Annotated in this window: 11 protein-coding genes and 2 tRNA genes; 6 read left to right on the top strand and 7 right to left on the bottom strand. The window is 71.0% G+C overall.

All coding sequences use genetic code 11. The features are described from left to right. Positions 1-2 precede the first annotated feature (2 nt). Positions 3-1,100 (top strand): YlbL family protein, encoded by a 1,098-nt coding sequence (locus ACZ7OY_RS26370; protein WP_471913646.1) that lies wholly within the window; start codon positions 3-5, stop codon positions 1,098-1,100. Positions 1,101-1,190: 90 nt separating this feature from the next. Here ACZ7OY_RS26370 and ACZ7OY_RS26375 read toward each other — a convergent pair whose 3' ends face one another. Then, positions 1,191-1,736, bottom strand: coding sequence for a PPA1309 family protein (locus ACZ7OY_RS26375; RefSeq protein ID WP_471913647.1), 546 nt, complete (start codon positions 1,734-1,736; stop codon positions 1,191-1,193). A gap of 164 nt (positions 1,737-1,900) precedes the next feature. Between ACZ7OY_RS26375 and ACZ7OY_RS26380 the strand changes: the two genes are divergently transcribed. The 4 genes from ACZ7OY_RS26380 to ACZ7OY_RS26395 all read left to right on the top strand — a co-directional run bounded on the left by ACZ7OY_RS26380 (position 1,901) and on the right by ACZ7OY_RS26395 (position 7,312). Then, a complete protein-coding gene (locus ACZ7OY_RS26380; RefSeq protein WP_471913752.1) occupies positions 1,901-4,870 on the top strand; it encodes a UPF0182 family membrane protein in 2,970 nt (989 codons plus the stop codon). 76 nt (positions 4,871-4,946) lie between these two features. After that, a tRNA-Met gene (locus tag ACZ7OY_RS26385) sits at positions 4,947-5,020 on the top strand. A gap of 206 nt (positions 5,021-5,226) precedes the next feature. After that, positions 5,227-7,098, top strand: coding sequence for a tetratricopeptide repeat protein (locus ACZ7OY_RS26390; RefSeq protein ID WP_471913648.1), 1,872 nt, complete (start codon positions 5,227-5,229; stop codon positions 7,096-7,098). A 140-nt stretch (positions 7,099-7,238) separates the two neighbouring features. Beyond that, positions 7,239-7,312: transfer RNA gene (locus tag ACZ7OY_RS26395), tRNA-Met, on the top strand. Between the two features lie 80 nt (positions 7,313-7,392). Here ACZ7OY_RS26395 and ACZ7OY_RS26400 read toward each other — a convergent pair. Both ACZ7OY_RS26400 and hisN read right to left on the bottom strand, forming a co-directional pair. Continuing rightward, the gene (locus ACZ7OY_RS26400) at positions 7,393-7,794 is read right to left on the bottom strand and encodes a CBS domain-containing protein (RefSeq protein WP_351609874.1); all 402 of its coding nucleotides are present in this window, start codon (positions 7,792-7,794) and stop codon (positions 7,393-7,395) included. A 172-nt stretch (positions 7,795-7,966) separates the two neighbouring features. Beyond that, positions 7,967-8,767 (bottom strand): histidinol-phosphatase, encoded by an 801-nt coding sequence (hisN, locus tag ACZ7OY_RS26405; protein WP_471913649.1) that lies wholly within the window; start codon positions 8,765-8,767, stop codon positions 7,967-7,969. 186 nt (positions 8,768-8,953) lie between these two features. On the opposite strand from hisN, the gene ACZ7OY_RS26410 reads away from it, so the two are divergent. Next, on the top strand, positions 8,954-9,565 hold the full coding sequence (locus ACZ7OY_RS26410; protein ID WP_471913650.1) for a TetR/AcrR family transcriptional regulator: 612 nt from the start codon (positions 8,954-8,956) through the stop codon (positions 9,563-9,565). Between the two features lie 40 nt (positions 9,566-9,605). On the opposite strand, the gene ACZ7OY_RS26415 is transcribed toward ACZ7OY_RS26410, so the two are convergent. The 4 genes from ACZ7OY_RS26415 to ACZ7OY_RS26430 all read right to left on the bottom strand — a co-directional run bounded on the left by ACZ7OY_RS26415 (position 9,606) and on the right by ACZ7OY_RS26430 (position 13,575). Further along, the gene (locus ACZ7OY_RS26415) at positions 9,606-9,929 is read right to left on the bottom strand and encodes a DMT family transporter (protein ID WP_385522293.1); all 324 of its coding nucleotides are present in this window, start codon (positions 9,927-9,929) and stop codon (positions 9,606-9,608) included. A gap of 274 nt (positions 9,930-10,203) precedes the next feature. Beyond that, a complete protein-coding gene (gene rsgA, locus ACZ7OY_RS26420; protein ID WP_471913651.1) occupies positions 10,204-11,217 on the bottom strand; it encodes a ribosome small subunit-dependent GTPase A in 1,014 nt (337 codons plus the stop codon). A 13-nt stretch (positions 11,218-11,230) separates the two neighbouring features. Beyond that, the gene (aroA, locus tag ACZ7OY_RS26425; protein WP_471913652.1) at positions 11,231-12,562 is read right to left on the bottom strand and encodes a 3-phosphoshikimate 1-carboxyvinyltransferase; all 1,332 of its coding nucleotides are present in this window, start codon (positions 12,560-12,562) and stop codon (positions 11,231-11,233) included. A 281-nt stretch (positions 12,563-12,843) separates the two neighbouring features. Continuing rightward, positions 12,844-13,575, bottom strand: coding sequence for a M50 family metallopeptidase (locus ACZ7OY_RS26430; RefSeq protein WP_351609857.1), 732 nt, complete (start codon positions 13,573-13,575; stop codon positions 12,844-12,846). Positions 13,576-13,594: the final 19 nt, after the last annotated feature.

Consider the following 13,594-nt stretch of genomic DNA (forward strand, 5'->3'; position numbering starts at 1 on the left):
TCATGCCACGCCGCACTGCGACGATGCTCGCCTCCACCCTGATGCTGATCGCGCTCCTGTGCGCGGGAGTGTTCATCCCCGTGCCGTACTCGGAGCTGTCGCCGGGGCCGACGGTGAACACCCTCGGCGATCACGGCGGTGAGCCGGTGTTGCAGATCTCCGGGCACAAGACGTATCCGACCAGCGGCAACCTGAACATGACCACGGTGCGGGTCACCAGTGCCGACTACCGGATGAACCTCGTCGAGGCCGTCTACGGGTGGCTGGCGCACGACAACAAGATCGTGCCGCACGACACGCTCTACCCGAACGGCAAGACCGAGGAGCAGTCCACCCAGGAGAACGCCGAGGAGTTCAGCCAGTCCCAGGAGAGCGCCAAGGTCGCCGCCCTGAAGGAGCTCGGCATTCCGGTCAAGGCGTGGGTGATCGTAGCGACGGTCGGCAAGGGCTCCCCGGCCGAGGGGCGGCTGCACGCCGGTGACGTGATCAAGGCGGTCGACGGCACGGCGGTCAAGGAGACCACCGACGTGGCGAAGCTCGTGACGAAGCACAAGCCCGGCGAGGACGTCGTCTTCACGGTCGTGCCCGCCAAGGAGCAGGCCGCCGCCGAGAAGGAGAACCGGACGGCCACCACGACCGAGAAGGTCACGATCACCACCACCACGTCCGACGACAACAACCCGAAGCGGGCCATCGTCGGGATCAGCGCCGGAACCGACCACACGTTCCCGTTCACCATCGACATCAAGCTCGCCGACGTCGGCGGCCCGAGCGCCGGTCTGATGTTCGCGCTCGGCATCTACGACAAACTCACCCCGGGCAGCCTGACCGGCGGCAAGTTCGTGGCCGGCACCGGGACCATCGAGGACGACGGCACGGTCGGGCCCATCGGCGGCATCGAGATGAAGACCGTCGGCGCCCGCGACAAGGGCGCCCAGTACTTCCTGACGCCCGCCGACAACTGCGCGACCGCCGCCAAGGACACCCCCTCGGGGCTGCGCCTGGTCAAGGTGAAGACCATCGACGACGCCCTCGGCGCCCTCAAGGACATCCGCTCGGGGAACACGGCCGACCTGCCGAAGTGCACCACCAAGGGCTGAGACTCCGCACTCCGTACGGCACCGGGGGCGCCCCTCACTCGAAAGGGGCGCCCCCGGTGCCGTACCGCGAACCGCCGGTCCGTGACGGCCTCAGTCCTCGAACGTCGCCGTCAGGGCCTCCGCCAGCCCCGGGACCAGGTCGGCGCCCGTGAGGACCTCCGTCGGGGAGTCCTTCTCGCGCAGGCGCACAGCCGACTCGCGCGCGCCGTCGCGCAGCACCGCGACCGTCATGCGGACCTCCTGGCGCTCCGGGTGCTCGGACACCCACTTCGTCAGCTTCGCGTCGCTCAGGCCCTGCGGGACCTGCGCCTCGGCGGACGGCGGCAGCATCAGACGCTCCACGGTGAGCGCGCAGCCGACCACCGCGTCGGGCCAGGCGATCGTGGCAAGGAACTCGTCGAGCGCCTTGTCCGTTGCAATCTCGTCCTGCTCGATCGGGGTGAGACCGGTGGGGGTCTCCGCTTCCTCACCCAGACCGAGCTGGGCCGCGAGTGAGGGTTCCTGAGCCCGCAGCCGTGCGGTGTCGACAAGGGCGAAGAGGCGGGCGGGCTGGTCCCAGCCGAGGCCGGAGGCGTACTCGTCGATCTCGAGTACGGCCCGGGTGAGCGGGCTCGCCGCCATGGGAGTGTTGGACATGGTCACAATCCTGCCTCGTTCCTGGCCGGAATCGGGAACCGAGTAAAGCGTGAGTAAGTTGCATAGGTGTGGGTCTGCGATCGCGAGGCCCCGGAGAGGGCCCGCAAAAATGCGGCCCTGACGTATCGACAGCGAACTTCGAGGTGCACACCTTGGCTTTCCAGATGCCGGACCGCGGCGGAGGCCCGACAGGGCCGCGGATCAGAGTGGGCCGCCCGTCCCGGCGTGTCCGGACCCTGCTCATGACGCTGGGCGTCCTCGCCGTTCTCGGCATGGCGTTCACCATGTTCTCGGGCTTCTGGACGAACTGGCTCTGGTACCGCTCGGTGAAGTACTCGTCCGTGTTCACGACGACGCTGTTCACCAAGACCGGACTCTTCTTCGTCTTCGGTCTGCTGATGGCCGTCGCGGTCGGGTTCAACATCTGGATCGCCCACCGGATGCGCCCGCCGCTGAGCGCGATGTCGATGGAGCAGCAGAACCTCGACCGCTACCGGATGGGCATCGCGCCGTACAAGAAGTGGCTGCTGTTCGGTATCACCGCGCTGGTCGGCCTCGTGGCGGGCGCGTCCGCGTCGAGCCAGTGGCGGACCTGGCTGATGTGGGTCAACGGCGTGCCCTTCCACCAGAAGGACCCGCAGTTCCACCTCGACGTCTCCTTCTACGCCTTCGACCTGCCCTGGTACCGCTTCCTGCTCGGCTTCGGCTTCGCCGCCACGATCCTGTCCCTGATCGCCGCCGCGCTCACCCACTACCTGTACGGCGGGCTGCGCATCACCAGCCCGGGTGCGCGGGCCACGGCAGCGGCCACCGGACACCTGTCGGTGCTCCTCGGCGTCTTCGTCGCCCTGAAGGCGGTCGCGTACTGGCTCGACCGGTACGGCCTCGCGGTCAAGTCCAGCGACTTCAAGGCGACCGACAACTGGACGGGTCTCAGGTACGTCGACGCGAACGCCTACCTGCCCGCCAAGACGATCCTGTTCTGCATCGCCGTCATCTGCGCCCTGCTGTTCTTCGCCACCCTGTGGCGGCGCACCTGGCAGCTGCCCATGATCGGCTTCGGCCTGATGGTGCTCTCCGCGATCCTCATCGGCGGCCTGTACCCGGCGATCGTCCAGAAGTTCCAGGTCGAGCCGAACGAGCAGGCCAAGGAAGCGCCGTACGTCGAGAAGAACCTCAAGGCGACGCGTGACGCGTACGGCATCGACGGCACGCAGGTCACCGAGTACTCGGGCAAGAGCAGCACCACGGACAAGACCAAGCTGCGCGACGACGTCGACGACACGGCGAGCATCCGCATCATGGACCCCAACATCGTCTCGCCCACGTTCCAGCAGCTCCAGCAGATCAGGAACTACTACGCGTTCCCGACCAACCTGGACGTCGACCGCTACACCAAGGACGGCAAGGAACAGGACACCGTCCTCGGTCTGCGCGAGCTGAATCTCAACGGCATTCCGAAGAACAACTGGATCAACGACCACTTCCGCTACACCCACGGTTACGGCGTGGTCGCCGCCAAGGGCACGGAGGCGGACTCCGAGGGCCGGCCGGTCTTCACCGAGTCCGACCTGCCGTCCACCGGCGACCTCGGGACGTACCAGCAGCGGGTCTACTACGGCGAGAAGACCACCACCTACTCGATCGTCGGCGGTCCCCAGAAGGAGATCGACTACTCCGACGACAACGGTGAGAAGACCACCAGTTACCAGGGCGACAGCGGGGTCAGCCTCTCCAACCCGGTCAACCGGGCCGCGTACGCGGTCGCGTTCGGGGAACCGCAGATCCTGTACTCCGGCGCCATCGGCGACGGTTCGCGGATCCTGTACAACCGCACGCCCAAGGAGCGCGTCGAGGCGGTCGCCCCGTGGCTGACCATCGACGGCGACGCCTACCCGGCGGTCGTGGACGGCAAGATCCAGTGGATCGTGGACGCCTACACCACCACCAACGGCTATCCGTACGCCTCCCGTACGACGCTCGGCGACACCACGGCGGACTCGCTGACCGCGACGAACAACTCGCGTGCGGTGGTGGCCCAGCAGAACCAGGTCAACTACATCCGCAACTCGGTGAAGGCGACCGTCGACGCGTACACCGGTGATGTCACGCTCTACCAGTGGGACACCGAGGACCCGGTCCTGAAGACCTGGATGAAGGCGTTCCCGGGCACGGTGAAGGCCAGGACGGCCATCCCGGCCGCCCTGATGGACCATCTGCGGTACCCGCAGGACCTGTTCAAGGTCCAGCGCGAACTGCTCACCCGCTACCACGTGAAGGACGCGCAGACGTTCCTCAGCGGCAGCGAGGTGTGGCAGGTGCCGGACGAGCCGACCAACAAGTCGGGCGACGCGGTGCCGCCGTACTACCTGAGCATGAAGATGCCCGACCAGGCGGACCAGGCGTTCTCGCTGACGACGACGTTCACGCCCAACGGCCGTGACAACCTCAGCGCGTTCATGGCGGTCGACTCGGAACCGGGCACCTCCGACTACGGCAAGATCAGAATCCTGAAACTGCCGACCAACACCACGGTCAACGGACCCAAACAGGTCCAGAGCCAGTTCAACTCCGAGCAGGAGATCGCCGCGTCGATCAAGCTGCTGAAGGGCGGCGACTCCGATGTCGAGTACGGCAATCTGCTGACCGTGCCCCTGGACGGCGGACTGCTCTACGTGGAGCCGGTCTACGTACGCGGTGGCGGACTCAAGTACCCGCTGCTGCGCAAGGTGTTGGTGACCTACGGAGGCGCCACCGCGTTCGAGGACACCCTCGACCAGGCCCTCGACAAGGTCTTCGGGGCGGAGGCCTCGACCACGCCACCGCCGGACGAGGGCACGACCAACCCGCCGCCGTCCGCCAACCCGACCGTCCAGGAGGCCCTGAGCGACGCCCAGAAGGCCTTCGACGCCGGCCAGGAGGCGCTGAAGAAGGGTGACTGGCAGGCGTACGGAGAGGCGCAGAAGGATCTCCAGGACGCGCTGAGGCGTGCCGAGGAAGCGCAGGCCAAGGCCGGCGGGACCGGTGGGAGCGGCGGCAGTACCGGCGCGAGTCCGAGCCCGAGCGCCAGCCCGAGCGGCACGCCGAGTGCCGCGCCGAGCGCCACCCCGAGCGCCGGTCCGAGCGGTGGCTGAGCGGGGCTGAGCTGCGACTGAGCCGCAAATGAGTGAAGAGTTCCCCTCGCGCCGTGATACGGTTGAGAAACAACGGCGCGGGGTGGAGCAGCTCGGTAGCTCGCTGGGCTCATAACCCAGAGGTCGCAGGTTCAAATCCTGTCCCCGCTACTGATCGCGAAGGCCCGGATCCTCCAAGGATCCGGGCCTTCGCGCTGTGCGAACGCATGTACCGATCCCCGCGACCGCCGCGCCGCCAGGGGGAGTTGGGGGATCCGTGTTTGACTTGTCTCTCTGTGGGCATGTCGACAAAACGCTGAAGTGACCTTCACTGACTGCGGTATACCGGATGTACCCAGGTTGCGGGTGGTGCGACGATGGACGTTATGGGGGACAAGGCAACTCTGTTGGAGACAGGGCGGTTTGTGCAGTCTGCTGACTTTGTGCAGCCGGCTGACCTTGTGCAGCCTTCCGACCGGGACGAGACCGGCGAGGCCGCGGAAGAGGCGCGCCTGCGGCTCGCCGTGGAGGCCGGCGAGGTCGAGGCGATGAGCGTGCTCGGGGCCATGCTGCTGCGCCGCGGCGACCTCGACGGCGCCGAGCCGTATCTGCGCGGCGCCACCACCGCGGGCGACCGTGCCGCCGCCAACAACCTGGGTGTTCTTCTTTATCAGCGCGGCTACGCCGACGACGCCGCGGGATGGTGGCGGATCGCCGCCGTCGCGGGATCCGCGGCGGCCGCCCACGCCCTCGGCCGGTACCACCGGGAGCGCGGGGACGAGCCGGCCGCCGAGTACTGGCTGCGCCAGTCCGCCGAGCAGGGACACGTCCTCGGCGCGTACGCCCTCGCCGACCTGCTGGAGCACCGTGGGGACGGTGGGGGCGAGCAGTGGATGCGGGCGGCGGCCGAGCGGGGCCATCGCGAGGCGGCGTACCGGCTGGCCAGGGCACTGGACCGGCGGCACGGGCGGGAGGCCGACGGTGACGGCGCTGTCGTACCGGCCGAGACGGAGACCGAGACGGAGGTCGAGGCCGAGGTCGAGGCCGAGCAGTGGTACCGGCAGGCGGCCGCGCGCGGCCACCGCCGGGCCGCCCTGCACCTCGGGGCGATCCTGGAGAAGCGCGGTGAGCTCAAGGAGGCGGGCCGCTGGTATCTGACGTCCGCCAAGGACGGGGAGGCGCAGGCCGCCTGCGCTCTCGGTTTCCTGCTGCGGGACGCGGGGGACAGCGAGAGCGCCGCCGTGTGGTGGCTGCGGGCCGCCCAGGACGGCGACGGCAACGCGGCGAACGCGCTGGGCGCGCTGCACGCCGAGCGCGGTGAGACCCAGACCGCCGAGCGCTGGTACCGGGCCGCGATGGACGCCGGCGACGACAACGGTGCCTACAACCTCGGCCTGCTCTGCGCCGAACAGGGGCGGACCGCGCAGGCCGAGCAGTGGTACCGGCGCGCTGCCTACGCCGGGCACCGGGAGGCCGCGAACGCGCTGGCGATCCTGCTGCTCCAGGGCGGCGACACGACCGGCGCCGAGCCGTGGTTCTCCAAGGCGGCGGAGGCCGGGAGCGTCGACGCCGCGTTCAACCTGGGCATCCTGTACGCCGGGCGGGGCACGGAGAGCGAGGACGAGGCCGCGCTGCGGTGGTACGAGCGGGCGGCGGCGGCCGGGCACACCGAGGCGGCGCTCCAGGTCGGGATCGCCCGGCTGCGGGACGGGGACGAGCAGGAGGCGGAGCGGCATCTGCGCTGCGCCGCGGGCGGCGGCAGCGCGGAGGCCGCGTACCGGCTGGCCGCCGTGCTGGACGCGCGCCGTCCCCCGCCGTCCACGCACGAACTCGGGGAGCACGTCCACGAGAAGACCGAGTGCGAGGAGTGGTACGAGCGGGCAGCCACCCAGGGGCACCGGCGGGCACAGGTGCGCGTCGGGATGCTCGCGGCCGACCGGGGCGATGTGGTGGAGGCGGCCCGCTGGTACCGGGCGGCCGCCGAGGCGGGGTCGCGCAACGGCGCGTTCAATCTCGGGCTGCTGCTGGCCCGGGAGGGCAGCGAGCCCGAGGCGGCCGTGTGGTGGACCCGCGCCGCCGACGCCGGGCACGGACGGGCGGCGCTCCGGCTCGCCCTGGTCTACGCGCGTCGTGGCGAACTGGCCGAGGGGCAGCGGTGGGCCGATCGGGCCGTCTCCCTGGGGCCGACGGAGGTGTCGGAGCGGGCGGCCCGGCTGCGGGACGCGTTGCGCCAGGAACTGTCGGCCTGACCCCGGCCGACGAACCGGCGAGCCCGCCCGCCCGGCCCGCGCACGCCCCTGGATCCGGGGGCCTCCGGCGCCCTCCGTAGCGCGGATTGCCAAGTGATTTGCTTCTGTCCGCACCCTTGACGTAGTGTTCCATTCACCGACGCGGGGTGGAGCAGCTCGGTAGCTCGCTGGGCTCATAACCCAGAGGTCGCAGGTTCAAATCCTGTCCCCGCTACTGAAGGCCGAGGGCCGGAATCCGAAAGGGTTCCGGCCCTCGGTTTTTGCCGTACGGCAGAGTGCGTGCCGCCGCCGCGCTCAGGCGGGGACGTGCTGTGCGGGCTGCCGGGCGGGAGCCCAGCACCGGATGACGTCGCGGACCGAGACGATGCCGGCCGGCTCGTCGCCGTCGAGCACGATCAGATGCCGGAAGCCCCCGTGGGCCATGGCGCCCGCGGCCTCCTCCAGGGTCCAGGTCGGGGCGGCGAACACGACGTCGTTGGTGGTGTGGGCGTGGGTGCGTTCGGTGTCCGGATTCTGGCCCAGGCCGACGGAGTTGAGGATGTCGCGCTCGGTGAGGATGCCGATGCCGCCGGCGTCCGGATCGAGGACCAGGGCGGCGCCGACGCGGCGCGCGGACATCAGGGCGGCAGCCTGGCGGAGGGTGTGGTCGGGGCCGATGGTGAGGACCACCGTGCTCATGGCGTCGCGGACGAGCATGGGATGGAGCCACCTCCTAGGAAACCCCCGATGGTTCGGGCCCGGCGCCTGAGGCGCCCAAGGTGATGCACAAGTTCACAAGTGGGGGGTGTCCACAGCGTGACAGGTAAAGCAGAGGTCAACAAGGGGGCGTGCGCGGCCAATTGAGGGCGCGCACGCTCATCTGTGCCGTTCAGTGGCGCTGGTTGAGGTACCCCAGCAGTTCGTCGTGCAGCAACCCGTTCGACGCGGCCGCGTTGCCGCTGTGCGGGCCGGGCCGGCCGTCGAGACCGGTGAAGGTGCCGCCCGCCTCCGTCACCACGATCGCGGTGGCCGCCATGTCCCACAGGGAGAGCTCGGGTTCCGCGCACAGGTCGACCGACCCCTCGGCGACCATCATGTACGGCCAGAAGTCGCCGTACGCGCGCGTGCGCCACACCTCGCGGGTGAGGTCCAGGAAGCCGTTCAGCCGGCCCTGCTCCTCCCAGCCGCTCAGCGACGAGTACGCGAAGGAGGCGTCGCCCAGCTCGGAGACCTGCGACACGTGCAGCCGCGACGCCGAGGACAGGCTGCGGCCGGTGAAGGCGCCATGGCCCTTGGCGGCCCACCAGCGGCGGCCCAGGGCCGGTGCGGAGACCACGCCGACGACGGGCCGGTAGCCGCCCTCCGCCGCCTCCATAAGGGAGATGAGGGTGGCCCAGACGGGGACACCGCGCACGTAGTTCTTGGTGCCGTCGATCGGGTCGATGACCCAGCGGCGCGGGCCGGTGCCCTCGATGCCGTACTCCTCGCCGAGGACGGCGTCGCGGGGGCGGGCGCGCTGGAGCTGGCCGCGGATGAGTTCCTCGGCCGCCTTGTCCGCCTCGGACACCGGAGTCATGTCCGGCTTCGTCTCGACCTTGAGGTCGAGAGCCTTGAAGCGGTCCATCGTCACGGCGTCGGCCGCGTCGGCGAGGACGTGGGCGAGGCGGAGGTCGTCCAGGTAGTCCGGCATGTAACGAACCGTATCTGCCGAGGTGGGTGCGGGGCTACCGGGGTCGGAGGGCCGGCCGCCGGGAGGAGTGGCGCGGGGCCGCCCGCGTACCGGGGACGGCGGGCGCCCCGCGGTGCCTTCGCGAACCCTTGACAGTGCCCCCGTGCGCGTCAAATCTGGGCGCAGAGCCCCTCGCCCAGGGAGGCGATGATGCCCGCAGCACGGGAGTCCCTGCTGGATGCCGCCTACACGGCGTTGGCGCGCCTGCCGTGGTCCGCGGTGCGGATGGTGGACGTCGCCGAGGCGGCCGGGGTGTCCCGGCAGACGCTGTACAACGAGTTCGGCAGCAAGGACGGTTTGGCCCGGGCGCTGGTCAGACGGGAGGCGGACGGCTACCTCGCCGGGATCGAGCGGGCGCTCGCCGCGTACGCCGACGCCCGTGAGCGGCTCACCGCCACCGCGGAGTGGACCGCCTCGGCCGCTCGCGGGAACGCGCTCGTACGGGCCATGCTCACCGGCTGCTGGAGCGCGGGGCTGCCGACGCCCACACTGCGGGCGGTGCCGTCCTCCTCGCCGGTGCCGGCGCAGCGGCGGGCGGACGGCCCGCTGCCCTCGCCCGGCGACTTCGTGGCGATCGTCCGCGACCGGGCCGTGGCCGCGCTGTCCGGTCCCGGCGCCGACCGGCAGGACATCGTGGAGCTGGCACGCTCCTGTGAACTCGCCGTCCGTGTCGGCCTGTCCTGTGTGTCCGCGCCGCCGGGGGAGGGCGGGGTCGGGGAGTTGGTGCGCGTCGCGTTCCCCCGCCCGTCGGCCGTGTGACGCGCTTGTCGGCCGTGTGACGCGCCCGCCGGGCGAAGTGTCAGTGGGCCGAGCCGGACAGCTGGAGGCCGATCACGCCGGCGATCACCAGGGTGATCGAGACGATCTTCAGGGTGGAGACCAGGTCGCCCAGGAAGACCATGCCGTAGATCGCGGTGCCCGCCGCGCCGATGCCCGTCCACACGGCGTAGGCCGGGCCCACGTCGAGCTTCTTCAACGCCAGGGTGAGCAGACCGAAACTGCCCAGCGCGAAGCAGCTGAAGGCGACGGTCGGCCAGAGCCTGGTGAAGCCGTGCGACAGCTTCAGACACACCGCGAAGCCGGTTTCGAGCAGGCCTGCCACGACTACCAGCAGCCACGCCATGTGCTGTCCTCCCGGGTGTCAGCGCCTGCCTGCGCTTCGCGGCCGCTTGGTCGGGCTCGTCGGGCTCGTCGGGCTTGGATCCGACTCGGTGCGATTATGCACTTACCGGACCCGGGCCCAAACAAACAACGCGAAGGTCGGAGACCCTGCCGTGACGGTGGATCAGCTTCTCCGTGCCACTGTGCCCCATGACGGGGGATCAGGCGCCCTCCCTTGAAGGGAAGTCGGCCGCCCGTCCGGTGGAGGACGTCGGCCGCCCGCGCGCGGCGGTGGATCAGTCGCCCTCCGTGCGCTCCCGTGTCGCCAGCAGCCGGCGCAGCGAGTACAGCCGCGCCGGGTCCGCGTGCCCGTCGCCCACCCACGCGTCCAGGGCGCAGTCCGGTTCGTCGTGGCTGCACGCACGTGGGCAGCCCTCCGTGCCCGGCTCCAGGTCGGGGAAGGCGTGGATCACGCGGGACGGATCCACGTGGTGCAGGCCGAACGACCGTACGCCCGGGGTGTCGACCACCCAGCCGTCGTCGCTGTCCGCCAGCGGCAGCGCCAGCGCCGAGGTCGTGGTGTGCCGGCCGCGGCCCGTCACCGCGTTCACATGCCCGGTCGTCCGCCGCTGTTCCAGCGGCACCAGCGCGTTCACCAGCGTCGTCTTGCCGACGCCGGAGTGCCCGACGAACGCGGTGATCTTCCCGTCCAGCTGCTCGCGGACCCGGGCGACGGCGGTGCCGTTCTCCAGTTCCTCGCGGCTGGTGACGACGTACGGGATGTCGAGGTCGCCGTACAGCTCCAGGAGCTTGGCCGGCGGGGCCAGGTCGGACTTGGTGAGCACGAGCAGCGGGGTCAGCCCGCCGTCGAAGGCCGCCACCAGGCAGCGGTCGATCAGCCGCGGGCGGGGCTCGGGGTCGGCCAGGGCCGTGACGATGGCCAACTGGTCGGCGTTGGCGACGACCACGCGCTCGTACGGGTCGTCGTCGTCCGCGGTGCGGCGCAGCACCGAGCTCCGTCCCTCGATGCGCACGATGCGCGCGAGCGTGTCCTTCTTGCCGGAGAGATCGCCGACCAGGGCCACCCGGTCGCCGACCACGGCGGCCTTGCGGCCCAGCTCACGGGCCTTCATGGCGATCACGACCCGGTCCTCGACCAGGATGGTCAGCCGGCCCCGGTCGACGGTGAGGACCATGCCCTCGGCGGCGTCCTCGTGCTTGGGGCGGATGTGGGTACGGGGCCGGTTGCCCTTGCGGTTCGGCCGGGAGCGGATGTCGTCCTCGTCGGTGTGCTTGCCGTAGCGACGCATGACCTGATCGCCCCTACGCCCCGAGCATCCCGGTCCACAGCTCCGGGAAGTCCGGGAGGGTCTTCGCCGTCGTCGCCACGTTCTCGATCTGCACGCCCTCCACCGCCAGCCCGAGGATCGCGCCGGCCGTCGCCATCCGATGGTCCTCGTACGTGTGGAAGATCCCGCCGTGCAGGGGGCGGGGCCGGATGCGCAGTCCGTCGGCCGTCTCGGTGACGTCGCCGCCGAGCTCGTTGATCTCCTTGGTGAGCGCGGCCAGCCGGTCCGTCTCGTGCAGCCGCAGATGGGCCACGCCCCGCAGGTACGACGGGGAGTCCGCGAGGGCGGCGACGGCCGCGATGCCCGGCGTCAGCTCGCCGACCTCGCCCAGGTCCACGTCGATGCCGTGGACGGCACCCGATCCGGTGAACACCAGCCCGTACTCGGTCAGGTCGCAGCTGCCGCCCATCTCGGTGAAGATCTCGCGCAGCCGGTCGCCGGGCTGGGTGGTGCGGGCCGGCCAGTCCGGGACGACGACCCGGCCGCCGGTGACCAGCGCCGCCGCCAGGAACGGCTGCGCGTTGGACAGGTCGGGCTCGACGGTCAGGTCGCGGCCGAGCAGCGCGCCGGGGGTGACCCGCCAGACGTTCGGCTCGCCGCCCGACTCCGGGGTGTCGACCTGGGCGCCGACCGCGCGCAGCATGTCCACGGTCATCCGGATGTGCGGCATGGACGGCAGCGTGCTGCCGGTGTGGCGGACCTCCACACCCTGGTTGAAGCGCGGTCCGGACAGCAGCAGGGCGCTGACGAACTGGGACGAGGAGGAGGCGTCGATGGCGACCGGGCCGCCGTCCAGCGCACCGCTGCCGTGCACGGTCAGCGGCAGCGCGCCCCGGCCGTCGTCGTCGATGCGGGCGCCGAGGACGCGCAGGGCGTCGATCACGCCGTGCAGCGGACGCTCGTACGACCGCGGGTCGCCGTCGAAGCGGACGGGGCCGTCGGCGAGCGCGGCGACCGGCGGCAGGAAGCGCATGACCGTGCCCGCGTTGCCGACGTCGACCGTGGCCGGGCCGTGCAGCCCGGCGGGGATCACCCGCCACGCCTCGCCCGTGCCGCCCGCGACGGTGGAGCTTGAGGACACCGTCTCCTCGATGCCGACGCCCATCGCGCGCAGCGCCCCGGCCATCAGCAGGGTGTCGCGGGAACGCAGCGGGCGGCGCAGCCAGCCCGGCTCGGAGGCGAGGGCGGCGAGCACCAGGGCCCGGTTGGTGACCGACTTGGACCCGGGCACGTGGACCGTCGCGTCGACGGCTCCGGTCGCGTGCGGGGCGGGCCAGAGGGCGGTGTCTGCGGGGTTCACGGTCATGCGCCCACTTTAGTGGCTGTCGGTAACGGGAGATCTTGATCAAAAGAGGCGAAAGCGGAGCGAAAGCGTGGCATGGACAGTGCCGCGCATATATGCGCAGGCGGGGCATGGTCATGGCGTGACCGGAGCGCGCCCAGGCCCCGGGACCGAATCGCGCCCCGACCCGGGACCGAATCACGCCCCCGACCTGGACCGCGCGCGGCACCATTGCCGTGGCGGGTGCTCGCGCCGCGCCGTGCGTCACCGCCGTCGCGGTACGCGCTCGTGCCGGGCCCGGACGCTCACAGCCCCAGCAGCCACCTGCCGCCGCCGAGCAGCGAGCACAGGGACACCGCGTGGAACAGGAACAGCCACAGCCACGCCGGTACGTGCGTCAGCCGCGACAACTGGTCCGCGTCCGAGTCCCCCGCGCCCCCGCGCGACCGCTTGGCCTGGAGTTCGAAGGCCGGACGCACCCCGCCGAACAGCAGGAACCACACCACCGCGTACGCGAACGCCGCCTGCACCTGCGGCCCGGCCAGCCAGGACACCAGCAGGAAGGTGCCGCCGGTGAGCACCACGGTCAGCACCCCGTAGGCGTTGCGGATCATGACCAGCATGGCGACCAGCAGCGCGGTGGCCAGCCAGAGCAGCAGAGTGATGTGACCGGCGCCGAGCAGCGCCGCGCCGCCCAGGCCGAGCAGCGGGGGAGCGGTGTACCCGGCGGCGGCGGTGAGGATCATGCCCAGGCCGTACGGCTTGCCCCGGCTGAGGGTCAGACCGCTGGTGTCGGAGTGCAGCCGGATGCCGGTGAGGGTGCGGCCGCTCACCAGCGCCACCAGACCGTGGCCGCCCTCGTGCGCGATGGTGATCGCGTTGCGCGAGATGCGCCACAGCGGGTGGGGCACGACTATGGCGAGGCCCGCGACCAGGGTGGCGAGCACCACCCACAGATCGGGGTCCGGCTGGGTGCCGAAGACCTCGTCCCACAGGGAGCCGAGCGAGGCCAGCGAGGTGGATGCGGTGCTGTCCATTGTCAGTGGTGGCTCCCTT

The organism is Streptomyces sp. NPDC107559 (assembly GCF_055657365.1).